Annotated in this window: 11 protein-coding genes and 16 tRNA genes; 9 read left to right on the forward strand and 18 right to left on the reverse strand. The window is 46.6% G+C overall.

Annotated elements, in window-relative coordinates; all coding sequences use genetic code 11:
- Positions 1-532 precede the first annotated feature (532 nt).
- The 17 genes from OCV19_RS14805 to orn all read right to left on the reverse strand — a co-directional run bounded on the left by OCV19_RS14805 (position 533) and on the right by orn (position 3,294).
- Positions 533-608, reverse strand: a tRNA-Gly gene (locus tag OCV19_RS14805).
- Between the two features lie 56 nt (positions 609-664).
- A tRNA-Met gene (locus tag OCV19_RS14810) sits at positions 665-741 on the reverse strand.
- A gap of 52 nt (positions 742-793) precedes the next feature.
- Positions 794-869: transfer RNA gene (locus OCV19_RS14815), tRNA-Gly, on the reverse strand.
- 56 nt (positions 870-925) lie between these two features.
- A tRNA-Met gene (locus OCV19_RS14820) sits at positions 926-1,002 on the reverse strand.
- 51 nt (positions 1,003-1,053) lie between these two features.
- Positions 1,054-1,129, reverse strand: a tRNA-Gly gene (locus tag OCV19_RS14825).
- Between the two features lie 56 nt (positions 1,130-1,185).
- Positions 1,186-1,262, reverse strand: a tRNA-Met gene (locus tag OCV19_RS14830).
- A gap of 53 nt (positions 1,263-1,315) precedes the next feature.
- Positions 1,316-1,391, reverse strand: a tRNA-Gly gene (locus OCV19_RS14835).
- A 56-nt stretch (positions 1,392-1,447) separates the two neighbouring features.
- Positions 1,448-1,524 (reverse strand) — tRNA-Met (locus OCV19_RS14840).
- A gap of 36 nt (positions 1,525-1,560) precedes the next feature.
- Positions 1,561-1,636, reverse strand: a tRNA-Gly gene (locus OCV19_RS14845).
- Positions 1,637-1,692: 56 nt separating this feature from the next.
- A tRNA-Met gene (locus OCV19_RS14850) sits at positions 1,693-1,769 on the reverse strand.
- A gap of 36 nt (positions 1,770-1,805) precedes the next feature.
- Positions 1,806-1,881, reverse strand: a tRNA-Gly gene (locus OCV19_RS14855).
- 56 nt (positions 1,882-1,937) lie between these two features.
- Positions 1,938-2,014: transfer RNA gene (locus OCV19_RS14860), tRNA-Met, on the reverse strand.
- A gap of 70 nt (positions 2,015-2,084) precedes the next feature.
- A tRNA-Gly gene (locus OCV19_RS14865) sits at positions 2,085-2,160 on the reverse strand.
- A 56-nt stretch (positions 2,161-2,216) separates the two neighbouring features.
- A tRNA-Met gene (locus OCV19_RS14870) sits at positions 2,217-2,293 on the reverse strand.
- A 70-nt stretch (positions 2,294-2,363) separates the two neighbouring features.
- Positions 2,364-2,439, reverse strand: a tRNA-Gly gene (locus OCV19_RS14875).
- Positions 2,440-2,492: 53 nt separating this feature from the next.
- Positions 2,493-2,568, reverse strand: a tRNA-Gly gene (locus OCV19_RS14880).
- Positions 2,569-2,748: 180 nt separating this feature from the next.
- Complete coding sequence (gene orn / locus OCV19_RS14885; RefSeq protein WP_010434065.1) at positions 2,749-3,294, reverse strand: oligoribonuclease; 546 nt, start codon at positions 3,292-3,294, stop codon at positions 2,749-2,751.
- A 150-nt stretch (positions 3,295-3,444) separates the two neighbouring features.
- On the opposite strand from orn, the gene rsgA reads away from it, so the two are divergent.
- The 5 genes from rsgA (at position 3,445) to OCV19_RS14910 (ending at position 10,494) form a co-directional block, all read left to right on the forward strand.
- Complete coding sequence (gene rsgA / locus OCV19_RS14890; RefSeq protein ID WP_017061306.1) at positions 3,445-4,500, forward strand: small ribosomal subunit biogenesis GTPase RsgA; 1,056 nt, start codon at positions 3,445-3,447, stop codon at positions 4,498-4,500.
- A 125-nt stretch (positions 4,501-4,625) separates the two neighbouring features.
- Complete coding sequence (asd, locus tag OCV19_RS14895) at positions 4,626-5,537, forward strand: archaetidylserine decarboxylase (RefSeq protein ID WP_050052348.1); 912 nt, start codon at positions 4,626-4,628, stop codon at positions 5,535-5,537.
- Positions 5,538-5,851: 314 nt separating this feature from the next.
- Positions 5,852-7,267 carry an SLC13 family permease gene (locus OCV19_RS14900; RefSeq protein WP_017061303.1) on the forward strand — a complete coding sequence of 472 codons (1,416 nt, stop codon included), beginning with the start codon at positions 5,852-5,854 and terminating at the stop codon, positions 7,265-7,267.
- A gap of 293 nt (positions 7,268-7,560) precedes the next feature.
- The gene (locus OCV19_RS14905; protein WP_065677191.1) at positions 7,561-9,441 is read left to right on the forward strand and encodes a methyl-accepting chemotaxis protein; all 1,881 of its coding nucleotides are present in this window, start codon (positions 7,561-7,563) and stop codon (positions 9,439-9,441) included.
- A 165-nt stretch (positions 9,442-9,606) separates the two neighbouring features.
- On the forward strand, positions 9,607-10,494 hold the full coding sequence (locus OCV19_RS14910; protein ID WP_065677190.1) for a DMT family transporter: 888 nt from the start codon (positions 9,607-9,609) through the stop codon (positions 10,492-10,494).
- A 58-nt stretch (positions 10,495-10,552) separates the two neighbouring features.
- Here the strand turns inward: OCV19_RS14910 and epmA are convergent, their stop codons facing one another.
- Entirely contained in the window at positions 10,553-11,524 is a 972-nt protein-coding gene (gene epmA, locus OCV19_RS14915) for an elongation factor P--(R)-beta-lysine ligase (RefSeq protein WP_065677189.1), read from the reverse strand.
- Between the two features lie 451 nt (positions 11,525-11,975).
- On the opposite strand from epmA, the gene frdA reads away from it, so the two are divergent.
- Genes frdA through frdD form a run of 4 tightly spaced genes read left to right on the forward strand, consistent with a single transcriptional unit; the run spans position 11,976 to position 15,347 of the window.
- Positions 11,976-13,799, forward strand: coding sequence for a fumarate reductase (quinol) flavoprotein subunit (gene frdA / locus OCV19_RS14920; protein ID WP_065677188.1), 1,824 nt, complete (start codon positions 11,976-11,978; stop codon positions 13,797-13,799).
- Entirely contained in the window at positions 13,799-14,563 is a 765-nt protein-coding gene (locus OCV19_RS14925) for a succinate dehydrogenase/fumarate reductase iron-sulfur subunit (protein WP_009847917.1), read from the forward strand. The genes frdA and OCV19_RS14925 overlap by 1 nt, the downstream gene beginning before the upstream one ends.
- Before the next feature lies 1 nt (position 14,564).
- Positions 14,565-14,948: a fumarate reductase subunit FrdC gene (frdC, locus tag OCV19_RS14930; RefSeq protein ID WP_048607793.1), complete on the forward strand. Its 384-nt coding sequence runs from the start codon at positions 14,565-14,567 to the stop codon at positions 14,946-14,948.
- A gap of 12 nt (positions 14,949-14,960) precedes the next feature.
- Positions 14,961-15,347, forward strand: a complete 387-nt coding sequence (gene frdD / locus OCV19_RS14935; RefSeq protein ID WP_065677187.1) for a fumarate reductase subunit FrdD — start codon at positions 14,961-14,963, stop codon at positions 15,345-15,347.
- Positions 15,348-15,355 lie beyond the last annotated feature (8 nt).

The raw sequence follows: 15,355 nt of genomic DNA on the forward strand, positions 1-15,355 counted from the left end.
TCAATTCTAACAATGTGGAAAAAATTCAGAACTCTCGTAAACTTCCGACACCCGCGCAAAGTTAAACACAGTACCGATAAATGATTAAGATCAAAAAACAACAAGTTAACGATCTTTTATCAAATTCAAGATAAGCATTCAACTTGATAAAAAACAACAAGTTACGATCGCTGCAATTCATCTAATATATTGAAAACAAGAAAGATCTTTTAGGGATAGGTAAAGAATTAAGCCTGAAACAACTTTATCAACCAAGTTATCCACACCTAACATTTTGTGGATAAGTCTGTTTATAGATGTGAAAAACCTCAAGTATCTGCTTCAGAGACCTGATGTTTACTAGCATTCCAGTTGCTAAGAAAAATTTAAGACAAAAAAATATCCACCATGATGGAGGATTATTTGCTTTTTGGGGGGATTATGCTTCGCAGCATTAAAGAAAGAGCGTGACCCTTAAGGTCGTCTTTAAACTCTGTGATCTAAAGAAAAACACGGTGGTTTAAAGAGTCTTAATAGCTTTTTAGAAGAAAGCTGGAGCGATACATCGGGTTCGAACCGATGACCTCAACCTTGGCAAGGTTGCGCTCTACCAACTGAGCTAGTATCGCATTAGTTAATCGCTACTCTTACCGCCTTGGGCAACAGATAGCGCTTAACTGTAATGTGGTTGCGGGAGCCGGATTTGAACCGACGACCTTCGGGTTATGAGCCCGACGAGCTACCAAACTGCTCCATCCCGCGTCCGGATGCATTGTTTAAGACAATGAGGCTTCCTCTCTCTTCGAAAAGAAAGTGGAGCGATACATCGGGTTCGAACCGATGACCTCAACCTTGGCAAGGTTGCGCTCTACCAACTGAGCTAGTATCGCATTAGTTAATCGCTACTCTTACCGCCTTGGGCAACAGATAGCGCCTAACTTTAATGTGGTTGCGGGAGCCGGATTTGAACCGACGACCTTCGGGTTATGAGCCCGACGAGCTACCAAACTGCTCCATCCCGCGTCCGAATGCATTATTTAAGTTAATGACTCTGTTCTCTAAAAAGAGAGAATTTGGAGCGATACATCGGGTTCGAACCGATGACCTCAACCTTGGCAAGGTTGCGCTCTACCAACTGAGCTAGTATCGCATTAGTTATTCGCTGCTCTTACTGCCTTGGGCAACAGATAGCGCTTAACTGTAATGTGGTTGCGGGAGCCGGATTTGAACCGACGACCTTCGGGTTATGAGCCCGACGAGCTACCAAACTGCTCCATCCCGCGTCCGGATGCATCAATTAAGTTGATGAAACTTCCCACTATCTTCGAAAAGAAAGTGGAGCGATACATCGGGTTCGAACCGATGACCTCAACCTTGGCAAGGTTGCGCTCTACCAACTGAGCTAGTATCGCATTAGTTAGTCGCTGCTCTTACTGCCTTGGGCAACAGATAGCGCTTAACTGTAATGTGGTTGCGGGAGCCGGATTTGAACCGACGACCTTCGGGTTATGAGCCCGACGAGCTACCAAACTGCTCCATCCCGCGTCCGGATGCATTGTTTAAGACAATGAGGCTTTAAATTGGAGCGATACATCGGGTTCGAACCGATGACCTCAACCTTGGCAAGGTTGCGCTCTACCAACTGAGCTAGTATCGCATTAGTTAGTCGCTGCTCTTACTGCCTTGGGCAACAGATAGCGCTTAACTGTAATGTGGTTGCGGGAGCCGGATTTGAACCGACGACCTTCGGGTTATGAGCCCGACGAGCTACCAAACTGCTCCATCCCGCGTCCGGATGCATTGTTTAAGACAATGAGGCTTTAAATTGGAGCGATACATCGGGTTCGAACCGATGACCTCAACCTTGGCAAGGTTGCGCTCTACCAACTGAGCTAGTATCGCATTAGTTATTCGCTGCTCTTACCGCCTTGGGCAACAGATAGCGCTTAACTGTAATGTGGTTGCGGGAGCCGGATTTGAACCGACGACCTTCGGGTTATGAGCCCGACGAGCTACCAAACTGCTCCATCCCGCGTCCGGATGCATTGTTTAAGACAATGAGACTAAACCATTTTCATTCTGAGCAAAGCTCTAAGAATAGAATTTGGAGCGATACATCGGGTTCGAACCGATGACCTCAACCTTGGCAAGGTTGCGCTCTACCAACTGAGCTAGTATCGCATTAGTTAATCGCGGCTCTTACTGCCTTGGACAATAAACGGCGCTTAACTGTAATGTGGTTGCGGGAGCCGGATTTGAACCGACGACCTTCGGGTTATGAGCCCGACGAGCTACCAAACTGCTCCATCCCGCGTCCGGATGCATTGTTTAAGACAATGAGACTAAACCATTTTCATTCTGAGCAAAGCTCTAAGAATAGAATTTGGAGCGATACATCGGGTTCGAACCGATGACCTCAACCTTGGCAAGGTTGCGCTCTACCAACTGAGCTAGTATCGCATTATAAAAGGTCTTTCACCTTTCGATTACCGCTTTCGCCGTAACCTACAAATTGGAGCGATACATCGGGTTCGAACCGATGACCTCAACCTTGGCAAGGTTGCGCTCTACCAACTGAGCTAGTATCGCAATCTGAAAACGTCTTTCGCCGTTCAGGGCTGCGAATTATAAGAGCATTTTTTTGTGATGCAAGTCCTTAATGCAAAATTACGAAACTTTTTACTCAACTGCTGTAAAAGCACACAGATTTGCAAAAAAATTAGCTCTTATGTCCCTGAAAAGTTAGATAAACGTGATCATTTTATCCGACTAGATGTTAATAATCGTTTTTCGGTAGTACTGCAGCTCGGCAATCGACTCTCGAATATCGTCTAACGCAAGGTGACTTCCCGACTTAGAAAAACCATCTAACACTTCAGGTTTCCAACGACGAGTCAGCTCTTTCAGAGTGCTTACGTCAACATAGCGGTAGTGGAAGTACTCTTCTAACTCTGGCATGTGCTTGTATAGGAAACGGCGGTCTTGACCAATGCTGTTGCCACAAATTGGTGACTTGCCTTTTGGTACCCATTTTTCAAGAAACTCAATCGTTTGTTGGATGGCATCTTGCTCTGAAACCGTGCTTTCTTGAATTCGCTTCACGAGGCCGCTGCCAGTGTGCGTCGTTGTACACCACTCGTCCATCTTGTCTAATTCACTCTGAGGTTGGTGAATAGCCAAAACAGGTCCTTCAGCCAGGATGTTAAGCTCACTATCAGTAACGATAGTAGCAATTTCAATGATTTTATGAGTTTCAGGATCAAGTCCTGTCATCTCTAGATCAACCCAAATAAGGTTCTGATCGCTAAAGGACATAAGGCGTCGCCTATTTGTTTATGTGTAAAAGAGGTACTATACCCAAATAACTATACTCAAACTAGCTTTAGGACCATCGAAATCACGTGGTACCAGCAACATCCTGTTTGAGTCCCCAATCATCAAGTTAGATGTGTTAAGTGAAAAATTGTGGCTAAAAAAAAGAAGTTAACCAAAGGTCAAGTACGTCGTGTACGTAGCAACCAGAACAAGCGACTCAAGAAAGAAGATTCAATCCAATGGGATGAGAACATGCTTGGCGGAACCAAAAGCGGACTCGTGATTACGCGCTTTGGCCAACATGCTGATATCGAAGATCTTGAAACTAACGAAGTTCATCGTTGTAACTTACGCCGTAGTATCGAGACTTTAGTTTCTGGTGACCGAGTGACTTGGCGCGCAGGCTTAGAATCAATGGCCGGTATTTCTGGCGTTGTGGAAGCGGTTGAACCGAGAACTTCAATGCTGACTCGCCCTGATTACTACGATGGCCTAAAGCCAGTAGCTGCGAACGTCGACCAAATGGTTATCGTATCGGCTGTGCTACCAGAGCTATCACTTAATATTATCGACCGTTACCTAATTGCTTCAGAAACGGTAAACATCGCGCCGCTTGTTGTACTGAACAAGGTCGATCTACTGACTGATGAGCAGATTGCTGAATACCGTGAAACACTTAAAGAGTACGAGAAGATCGGCTATAAAGTGATGTTCGTGAGTAAAGAGTCTGGCTACGGCATCAAAGAGCTGGAAGCTGAACTCAAAGACCGTATCAACATCTTTGTTGGTCAATCGGGTGTGGGTAAATCAAGCCTAGTGAATGCATTAATGCCTACGCTAGACATTGAAGAAGGCGAAGTCTCTGAGAACTCAGGTCTTGGTCAGCACACAACCACGGCAGCTCGTCTGTACCACTTCCCTTCTGGTGGTGATCTGATTGATTCTCCAGGAGTACGTGAATTCGGCCTATGGCACCTAGAAGCTGACGAAATCACTGAAGCCTTTATCGAGTTCAAGCCTTACCTTGGCGGTTGTAAGTTCCGTGACTGTAAACACATTGATGACCCAGGCTGCATCCTGCGCGAAGCGGTAGAAAACGGAAAGATCAGTCGATTACGTTTCGACAACTACCACCGCATCATTGAAAGCATGGCGAGTAACAAAGATAACCGTCAGTATTCACGCAACAAAAAAGCCGATCTCTAATCGCGTTTTTGTGAACAAATGTGTGCATTTACTGACAATTGGCGCGAATTTAAGTAACATCTCGCGCCCTAAACCGTCATCGACAGATTTAATTGAAAAACAATTAGCATTGGAAAATTAATACAATGGATAAGATTAAAGTTGGATTGCAGTACTGGATTCCACAACATGGATTAACTCGCCTAGTCGGCAAACTTGCGTCTGCTAAAGCGGGCGGCTTAACGACAGCGATCATCAACTGGTTCATCAAGCAATACAAAGTGAACATGGATGAAGCTCTGCATAGCGATCCAAAACACTTTAAAACATTCAATGAATTCTTCGTGCGTGAATTGAAAGAAGGCATGCGCCCTATCGCTGAAGGGGAGTCTGTTATTGTTCACCCTGCAGATGCACGTGTGAGCCAATTTGGCCCAATTACTGACGGTCAACTGATTCAAGCGAAAGGCCATAACTACTCAGCTCGCGAGCTATTGGGTGGTGATGCTGCTCTAGCGGATGAATTTAAAGACGGTGAATTCGCAACGCTTTACCTGTCTCCAAGTGATTACCACCGCGTGCACATGCCATGCGACGGCACACTGCGCCAGATGATCTACGTTCCAGGTGACCTTTTCTCAGTTAACCCGTTAACGGCAGAGAACGTTCCAAACCTATTCGCACGTAACGAGCGTGTGGTTTGTATCTTTGATACTGAGTTTGGCCCAATGGCACAAGTGCTGGTTGGCGCAACTATCGTTGGCAGCATCGAGCAAGTATGGGCAGGTACCATCACCCCACCTCGTGGTAACTCGGTTTACAAATGGGATTACCCTGCACAAGGTGACAAAGCAATCATCTTGAAGAAAGGCGAAGAGATGGGCCGCTTTAAGCTTGGTTCAACCGTTATCAACCTGTTCGCTAAAGATGCGATCAAGTTTGACGACACGATGCAAAATGGTGAGAAAACTGTGTTAGGTACACCTTTCGCACACATTGCAGGTAAAGAAGTTGAGACTGAAGCTGTTGATTCAGCAGAGAACACTGACCAAGCTTAACGATTTGAGTTAACTCATTTAAGCTTTCAAGGCGCGTTACTTTTTCTATTTCTATTTTAGAAAAGAACGCGCCTTTTTCTTAACTCTACCGATTCATTTGCTACTCAAGCTCTAACAACCCAAGCTTTCAAACCCTGCCCAGCCACCTGCTGCTTCTCACTCTTGTCTCTAATTGCCCAGATAAAAGATTGACCAAAAACAAAACAACTGTCGAAACCTTAAACAACTTTTTGATTTTCCAACCCGTCTCCAAGTACCAGAAATCCAGATAACTTACTCTATTTGAAGATATTTTATTTATAGGGTCTTTGTACATGCCTAAACTCAATGTTGGCGTTCTGGTCAAGCTGTTGATTTGTTTTGCGATTCCCTTAGGCGTGTTATTCATGCCGATAGATTCAATACCAATCGATGATCTCACGCTGATTCAACACCGCTTGTTGGCGATATTCTTGTTGGCCGCTCTACTGTGGGTGCTTGAACCTGTTCCGGTATTCGCCACTTCCATTTTGATCATTGCGCTTGAACTGGTGATGATATCTGACAAAGGTTTACACCTATTTCGAAATCCACCAGCGGGGCACGATCTCGGTGAGTTAATCAAATATACCGACATCTTCGGTGCATTTTCGTCACCGATCATCATCCTTTTCATGGGTGGTTTTGCTCTTGCGATATCCGCATCCAAGTACGAACTCGATAACAACCTAGCTCGAGTGCTTCTCAAACCATTTGGTACAGAACCGCGCTTCATTATGCTGGGTTTAATGCTTATCACCGCGGTGTTCTCAATGTTCATGTCGAATACAGCAACAACGGTAATGATGCTTGCGCTGTTAGGTCCTATCGTGGCATCTGCACCAAAAGGCGATATGGGTATCAAAGCGCTCGTGTTGTGTATTCCAATTGCTGCCAATACTGGCGGTATCGCAACCCCAATCGGTACACCACCCAATGCCATCGCGCTGCAATACCTAACGGGTGAAAATACCATCGACTTCCTCAGCTGGATGATGATGGGCTTACCCTTTGTGATCATCCAACTCACCATCGCTTGGTTTCTTCTACAAAAACTCTTCCCTTCTAAAGAAAGAAACATGGTGCTCAAGCTCGATGGACAATTTAGAAAGAGCTGGCGAGCGATTGTGGTTTACATCACCTTCGCTGCGACAATCTTATTGTGGATGACCACCAAACTGCATGGCATGAACACCTATGTGGTCTCTATTATTCCACTGGCTGTGTTTACGCTCACAGGCATCATGGGCAAAGAAGAGCTCAAGCTGATCAACTGGGATGTGTTGTGGCTGGTCGCAGGTGGTATCGCGATTGGTATCGGCCTTGATAAAACAGGCTTAGCCGCTGCACTCGCACACGCGATTGACTATGAGTCGCTGTCACCGGCGGCTGTGGTACTGACGTTATCTATTGTGTGTTGGTTAATGGCGAACTTCATGTCAAACACTGCGACGGCCAACTTGCTGATGCCGATAGCCGCTGCAATTGGTGCTTCCATGGAAAGCCTAGTTGCGATTGGTGGCCTGCAAGGCTTGCTGGTTGTGGTCGCCTTCTCTGCGTCACTTGGTATGATTTTACCCGTATCGACACCACCAAACTCACTGGCCTACTCGACCGGGCTTATCGAAAGCAAAGACATGGCGAAGATGGGCATCATCTTAGGTATTGTGGGCTTGCTGATGGTTTACCTCGCCCTGTTTATCATCACCTAGTAAGCGTTAACGCTCCCCTTTAATCCTAACTAAAGCGCTGAATGTAAATTTGGCGCTTTTTTCCATCTATACCACTCCATACCAAGTAATTAACTGACATTTCAATCAACAGATAACTGTGATTTTACTTCACTGTTTTACAAAAAGCAGAGCAAATATATTAAGAATTTATGATTTCAAACACAGTCATTCAGCCTAAGACAGCGGCACTATACACGCATCAGAGACACATCAATTCACCATCAAGTACGTCACTGTAGTTAGGTTTTTGTCTAATAAGAGAGGAATAGACCTTGAGACATACTATTAAATTTAAAATTCAGATCGCAATTGCGGTCATTATTGCCGTCGTGAGTGGCGCTCAAGCCTGGATATCGGTTAATCAACTGACTCAAGAAACTGAAGTCGCGATCAACCAAGAAATGAGAAATGTCAGTGCTGGCACGACGAATTATATTGCCGATTGGCTCTCGACTCGCAGCGATATGATGCTTGCTAATGAACCGACCATTTCAAGCAACAGTAACTCTGACCGCGAGTTGCTAATCACCAAACAAGCTGGACAATTCTTGTCTGTTTATGCCGGATTCAGCGACGGCACTATCGCGTATGGCGACAAAGGTGAAGATTGGCCAGCAGGCTACGACCCACGCACCCGCCCTTGGTATAAAGACGCCAACGCAACATCAGACCTCATCATTACCGAACCTTATCAAGACTTTGACGGCAGCATTGTCATCAGCTTTGCGAAAGCATTCAACGGTGAAAAACAAGGTGTCCTCGCGGCAGACTTAACCGTAACCAGCATTATCGACACCGTGCTCAACGTGAAACTCGATAACGATGGCTTCGCGTTTTTAGTCGACGGTAACAACAATATCGTTGCCTACAGTGATGAAGAGCTAAGTCAGAAACCACTGACCAGTTTGAATCCGGAGCTAACGGCCAACAAAGTGTCGCAACTGCTCCAAGGCCAAATGATCACTACGCTAACTTGGCCTGGCCAAGGGGATAAAATGGTCTACATTGCCAACGTCCCGAATACCGATTGGTCACTGGGTATTGTTATCGATAAAGAAATGGCGTTCTCTGCGGTATCTGACGCGATTCAGTTCATCTCCCTGACCTCTTTGATTCTGTACATCGTGATTTCGATTGCGAGCACAATGGTAATCAACCGACTGCTTTCCCCATTACAAACCTTATCAGAAGCACTGACTCAGCTTGCTCAAGGCAGAGGCGACCTCACTCAACGTATTGATATCACGCGTATGGATGAGATTGGCAAACTGGCCGAGCTTGTAAACCAGTTCTTGAGCCAGATGCAAAGCATGTTGAAGGGTGTAATAGAGCACAGCCACGATCTCAACAATCATGCAGAAAAAGCCAATCAACTGGCTACCCAATCCTCCATTCGAGTTGAGAATCAGCAAAACGATATCAATCAAATAGCGACCGCGATTCATGAGATGTCAGCCACGGCAGCTGAAGTGGCTAGCCATGCCGAACTCACGGCATCCGCTTCTCAAGCGTCAGCCACCGCTTGTAACGAAGGCCAAGAGGTTATTCAACAAAACCGCGATGCGATTACTGGCCTTGCAACTCAGGTTGAAGACGCTGCCAATGTTATTCGAGAACTGGAAAACAACGCGCAAAGCATCAATCAGATACTATCCACCATTCAAAGCATTGCCGAACAAACCAACCTGTTGGCATTGAATGCCGCGATTGAAGCGGCGCGCGCGGGAGAGCAAGGTCGTGGATTTGCGGTGGTTGCAGACGAGGTTCGAGTGCTCAGCCAAAGAACGCATGGCTCGACCGAAGAAATCCGCGTGATGATTGATACGCTGCAAAAGAATACCGAACATGCCGTAGAAAGCATGACTACTAGCACTCAACTGGCTGAGAACAGCGTTGGCTTCGCAGAGCAAGCTCATGGCAGCCTCTCTAAAATCACTCAGGCAATCTCTGAAATCAACGATATGGCGCTGCAAATAGCGAGTGCTGCGGAAGAGCAACGCGCAGTAAGCGAAGACATCAGCCGTAATACGCAAGGGATCAAAGATGCCTCCGACGATCTTGCACAACAAGCTGAAAGCAGTCGCAATAGCTCAAATGAAATGAGTAGCGCTGCCGAGTCGATGCGCCGAGATGTGGAGCGTTTTAAGGTATAACTCATCTCAAACAAAGTAATAAGTTAAACCTCACCACCGAGCGGCAGGTGACGTAAACCGATAACTGAAACAAAGTGGTTCTTTTCATAAGAATCACTTTGCTCTCAGTCCGGTTTAATGCATATTGATGAGCTTATTTATCCCAGACACAAGGATGTTATTCAGATGGGATTCGAATGGTTGGCTCTTGCTGCCGCTTTTCTTTGGGCCATCGCGAGCCTGATGTCAGTAAAGCCTGCTCAACACTTAGGTTCTTTCGCCTATAGCCGATGGCGCATGGGTTGCACTGCTATCATCTTATCGAGCATGGCTTGGTTTACTGGCGGTTGGTCAACGGTCGAAGCTGACCTCGTCACGCCGATGATGCTGTCTGGGCTAATTGGCATCTTCATTGGTGATACCGCCCTATTTGCCTGTTTGAATCGAATGGGACCGCGCCAAGCAGGTTTGCTGTTCTCTTGTCATGCCGTGTTCTCGGCGATTCTTGGTTACTTCCTATTTAGCGAAAGCATGACTTCTGTTGAGCTGATTGGCTCAGCGTTGGTGTTCAGTGGTGTATTAACCGCGATATTCTTTGGTCGTCGAGGACAAGCCAACAACCAACTCGAAACCATCAAAGGCACTGTGTGGATTGGCGTTGCACTGGGAATCACAGCGGCTATCTGCCAAGCATTAGGTGGGATTATTGCCAAGCCCGTGATGCAAACCAGCATAGACCCTGTTGCCGCTTCAGCGATTCGTATGATTACCGCTTTTGTTGCTCACTCCGCATTTCGCTTAACGGGCGCCAAGCTCTCACGCGCAATCAACCCAATGAATGGTCAAATATTTGCGATTACCGCAGTTAACGGGTTTTTAGCGATGGCGGTGGGAATGACGCTGATTTTGTATGCGCTGCAGGAAGGTAATGTCGGCATGGTCGCTCTGTTATCTTCAACCACGCCAATCATGTTGTTACCGATACTCTGGCTGTACACCAAGCAGAGACCGAACGCCTACGCTTGGATCGGGGCTATTGTTGCCGTAGTGGGTACAGGTATTCTAGTAGAATAGTGGTACTGGGATTCAAGTCAGTTAGTCAAACAGTAAGTAAGACTAACTGAACAGAGAGCTAAGAGCGCGGGAACGGAAAAGCGGTCACGTCATCGATGTGGTCATAACCTAACGCCAGCATGATCAGACGGTCGATACCTAGAGCAACACCCGCACAGTCTGGTAAGCCCGCTTTTAACGCCTCAATCAAATGATGGTCAATCGGTTGAGGCGATAAGCCCATCTCAATGCGTTTGGCATTGTCATCTTCAAAGCGCTTGAGCTGCTCTTGTGGTTTATCCAGCTCATGGAAGCCGTTTGCCAATTCAATCCCTTTGAAATATACCTCAAAGCGATCCGCCACTCGTGGATCATTCGGGTTAATCTTGGCTAACGCCGCTTGTGATGCTGGGAAGTCATAAACAAACGCAGGCACTTGTTGCCCTATCTTAGCTTCAACCCCAATACTAAACAGCAGCTGCAGCAAGGTGTCGCGGTCTTCTTCTGGTTCTGCAATGTCGCTGAGCCCAAGTTTCGCCGCAGCTTGCTTTAGCGTAGCCATCGAATCTTCCAGGGGACACACACCTAACACGTCAATAAAGGCTTGTTGGTAAGTCATTCGCTCTGCTGAGCCCGATTTAAGTACCTGCTGTAACAACAAATCCATTTCATCCATCAGGTCATGGTGATCAAAGCCAACGCGATACCACTCCAACATGGTGAACTCAGGGTTGTGGTAACGGCCATTTTCTTCGTTACGGAAAGACTTACAAATTTGGTAAATACAGCCACTGCCCGCCGCTAATAGACGTTTCATATGAAACTCAGGGCTAGTCATAAAGAACAGTGGCTGACCGTGTGCATAACCCGGCCCTACGAATTCAGTTTTGAAAGTATGCAAATGCACGTCCGTCACCGTGGCGTGGCTCATCGCAGGCGTATCCACTTCCATCACGTTTCGCTCAGCAAAGAACTGACGAATTTGATTAAGGATATCAGCACGTTGCTTTAACTGTTTAATGGTTGCGGCCGGTTGCCATGTAGAGTGCATTATTGAGTCCCATATTACTGAATTCTAGGCGACGAAAATTACCACCTTTCGCCTCTTTTGTAAGCTTCTATCTTTCTATTCGTGAAAGCAAAATGTTGTTTTAATGAAGCCAGAAAATTACGTTCTACAATACAATTATCAATACAGCTTTCACATCAACATTGATAACAAAAATCATACTCAACAAGCCGTTAACACCCGTACTGTGGGTTAATCGTTATCAACAATTCATTGCCGTGATTGCAGTCACATAACCTATAATTTCTATGCCTCCATATGCATTACCGACCTAAAAACCCAAATGCATCAACTTTTCGAATACCTTCCTCTCTTACACTGAACCTACCACTTAAGGCTTAGGGGCGCTAAATGGTTCCTACGATTTAGAACCTCCTAAATAGGCTTTTTATAATTACAAGCGGAATACTCCGCATCACACTGGAGAATAACTGTGAAGACAATTACCACAGATATCGCAGTCATCGGCGCAGGCGGCGCTGGTCTTCGTACAGCTATTGCTGCGGCTGAAGCTAATCCTGAACTGGAAGTAGCACTGATTTCTAAAGTTTACCCAATGCGTTCGCACACGGTAGCGGCAGAAGGCGGTTCAGCAGCAGTAATTAAAGACGAAGATAGCTTAGATAACCACTTCAACGATACTGTTGGTGGTGGCGACTGGCTATGTGAACAGGATGTTGTTGAATACTTTGTTGAAAACTCGACTCGCGAAATGATCCAAATGGAACAATGGGGCTGCCCATGGAGTCGTAAAGAAAACGGTGAAGTAAACGTACGCCGATTCGGCGGTATGAAGGTAGAGAGAACGTGGTTCGCAGCGGATAAAACCGGCTTCCACATGCTTCATACTCTGTTCCAGACTTCGATGAAGTACGACACAATCAAACGATTTGATGAGTACTTTGTGGTGGATTTGCTCGTTGAAGATGGCGAAGTACAAGGCCTAATCGCGATTCACATGTCTGAAGGTGAGCTTGTTACCATCAAAGCAAAATCTGTTGTTCTAGCAACCGGTGGCGCAGGTCGTGTTTACCACTGTAATACCAACGGCGGCATCGTAACTGGCGACGGTATGGCAATGGCTTATCGCCACGGTGTACCACTGCGTGATATGGAGTTCGTTCAATACCACCCAACAGGCCTACCGGGCACTGGCATCTTGATGACCGAAGGTTGTCGTGGTGAAGGCGGTATCATCGTCAACAAGAACGGCTACCGTTACCTGCAAGATTACGGCATGGGCCCTGAAACTCCAGTGGGCGAGCCGAAAAACAAATACATGGAACTGGGTCCTCGTGACAAAGTTTCTCAAGCATTCTGGCACGAGCAGCAGAAAGGCAACACCATCAAGCACCCACTTGGTGATGTCGTACACCTTGACCTTCGCCACCTTGGTGAAGAGTACCTGCAAGAGCGTCTTCCGTTCATCTGTGAGCTTGCAAAAGCGTACGTAAACGTCGACCCAGCAAAAGAGCCAATCCCGATTCGCCCGACCGTTCACTACACCATGGGTGGTATTGAAACTAACGGTACCTGTGAAACTCGCATTAAAGGCCTATTCGCTGTTGGTGAATGTGCTTCTGTTGGCCTACACGGTGCAAACCGCCTAGGTTCTAACTCTCTAGCTGAGTTCGTGGTATTTGGTCGCGTAGCCGGTGAAGAAGCCGTGAAACGTGCAGCTGAATTCAAAGGCTGGAATGAAGAGTCTATCGCTAAGCAAGTTAAAGCGGTTGAAGATCGCATCGCCGGTCTACTAAACCAAGAAGGTGATGAGAACTGGGCTGATATCCGTACTGAAATGGGTCACACCATGGAAGCGGGTTGTGGTATCTACCGTCAAGAAGACTTGATGCAAAAGACCATCGACAAAATCACTGAACTGAAAGCGCGCTACAAGAAGATCAGCATTAAAGACAAAGGCAAAGTGTTCAACACAGACCTACTTTACGCTATCGAAGTGGGTTACGGCCTTGAAGTTGCAGAAGCGATGGTTCACTCAGCGATCCTTCGTAAAGAGTCTCGCGGTGCACACCAACGTCTAGACGACAACTGCACAGAACGTGATGACGTGAACTTCCTGAAACACTCTCTCTCTTTCTACAACGAAGATGCAGCACCAACCATCGACTACAGCGGCGTTAAGATTACTAAATCTCAACCTAAAGCTCGTCTGTACGGTGAAGCTGCAGAGAAAGCCGCTGCCGCTGAAAAAGCAGCAGAAGAGAATGCTAAGAAGAGCGAAGAGGAGCAAGCATAATGTCAGCGAATCGAATCCAGAAAATTGAAATCCTGCGTTATGATCCTGAGCACGATGCAGAACCTCACTTTCAAACCTTTGAAGTGCCATTTGATGAAACCATGTCAGTACTTGATGCGATCGGTTACATCAAAGACAACCTAGATAAAGACCTGTCTTACCGTTGGTCTTGTCGTATGGCGATTTGTGGTTCTTGCGGCATCATGGTTGATGGCGTGCCAAAACTGGCGTGTAAGAGCTTCTTACGTGACTACCCGAATGGCTTCAAGATTGAGCCTTTGGCTAACTTCCCAATCGAAAAAGATTTGATTGTCGACATGACGCCGTTCATCGAACGCCTTGAAGCAATCAAGCCTTACATCATTGGTAACGACCGTAAGCCAGAAGACGGCACTAACATCCAAACTCCAGAGCAAATGGCGAAGTACAAACAGTTCGCTGGCTGCATCAACTGTGGTTTGTGTTACGCAGCGTGTCCTCAGTTTGGTCTAAACCCTGAGTTCATCGGCCCTGCGGCACTTGCTCTTGCTCACCGCTATAACCTAGATAGCCGTGACAATGGTAAAGCTGAGCGTATGAAGCTTATCAATGGCGACAATGGCGCTTGGGGCTGTACGTTTGTAGGTTACTGTTCTGACGTATGTCCGAAGAAAGTAGACCCAGCAGCGGCAGTGAACCAAGGTAAAGTTGAGTCTTCAATGGACTTCGTTATCTCGATGTTCAAGCCAGACGGATCGCAAGTAAAAACAGCAGAGGAGGCATAATATGAGCAATCGTAAGCCTTATGTTCGTGAGATGAAGAGAACATGGTGGAGCAACCATCCGTTCTACCGCTTCTACATGCTACGTGAAGCGACTGTACTGCCTTTGATTCTATTCACTCTGTTCCTAACCTTCGGTTTGGGTGCACTAGTGAAAGGCCCTGAAGCTTGGGCTGGTTGGTTAAGCTTTATGGCCAACCCTATCGTCGTTGGTATCAACATCGTGGCACTGCTAGGCAGCTTGCTGCACGCTCAGACCTTCTTCAGCATGATGCCTCAAGTAATGCCAATCCGTCTTAAAGGCAAATTGGTTGATAAAAGAATCATCGTACTGACCCAGTGGGCAGCGGTGGCTTTTATTTCTTTAATCGTTCTTGTTGTGGTTTAAGGAGCTTTCGTTATGAACACAAATTACAAAGTAAAACCTGTTAACCACAATCCACAACGCTCTGATGAACCAATCTGGTGGGGCCTATTCGGCGCTGGCGGTACTTGGTTCGCGATGATCACACCAATCACGATCTTAGTGCTGGGTATCTTAGTGCCAATGGGCATTATCGATGCGGACGCAATGAGCTACGAGCGTGTGTCTGAGTTTGCCACCAGCATTATCGGTGCGCTATTCATCATCGGTACGCTAGCACTGCCAATGTGGCATGCAATGCACCGTCTTCACCACGGCATGCACGACCTTAAGTTCCACGTCGGCGTTGCGGGTAAAGTGGGTTGCTACTTCGTTGCAGGCCTAATCAGCGCACTGTCTATTATCTTCATTTTTATGATTTAACAGTTAAA

This window comes from Vibrio celticus (assembly GCF_024347335.1).
GTDB classification, from domain to species: domain Bacteria; phylum Pseudomonadota; class Gammaproteobacteria; order Enterobacterales; family Vibrionaceae; genus Vibrio; species Vibrio celticus.

Bases quoted from the DNA above. Each gene is read 5' to 3' on its own strand.
- OCV19_RS14925 (WP_009847917.1), top strand. From the start codon at position 13,799: ATGTCAGCGAATCGAATCCAGAAAATTGAAATCCTGCGTTATGATCCT.
- OCV19_RS14900 (WP_017061303.1), top strand. From the start codon at position 5,852: ATGCCTAAACTCAATGTTGGCGTTCTGGTCAAGCTGTTGATTTGTTTT.
- frdD (WP_065677187.1), top strand. From the start codon at position 14,961: ATGAACACAAATTACAAAGTAAAACCTGTTAACCACAATCCACAACGC.
- epmA (WP_065677189.1), bottom strand. From the start codon at position 11,524: ATGCACTCTACATGGCAACCGGCCGCAACCATTAAACAGTTAAAGCAA.
- frdC (WP_048607793.1), top strand. From the start codon at position 14,565: ATGAGCAATCGTAAGCCTTATGTTCGTGAGATGAAGAGAACATGGTGG.
- asd (WP_050052348.1), top strand. From the start codon at position 4,626: ATGGATAAGATTAAAGTTGGATTGCAGTACTGGATTCCACAACATGGA.
- OCV19_RS14910 (WP_065677190.1), top strand. From the start codon at position 9,607: ATGGGATTCGAATGGTTGGCTCTTGCTGCCGCTTTTCTTTGGGCCATC.
- orn (WP_010434065.1), bottom strand. From the start codon at position 3,294: ATGTCCTTTAGCGATCAGAACCTTATTTGGGTTGATCTAGAGATGACA.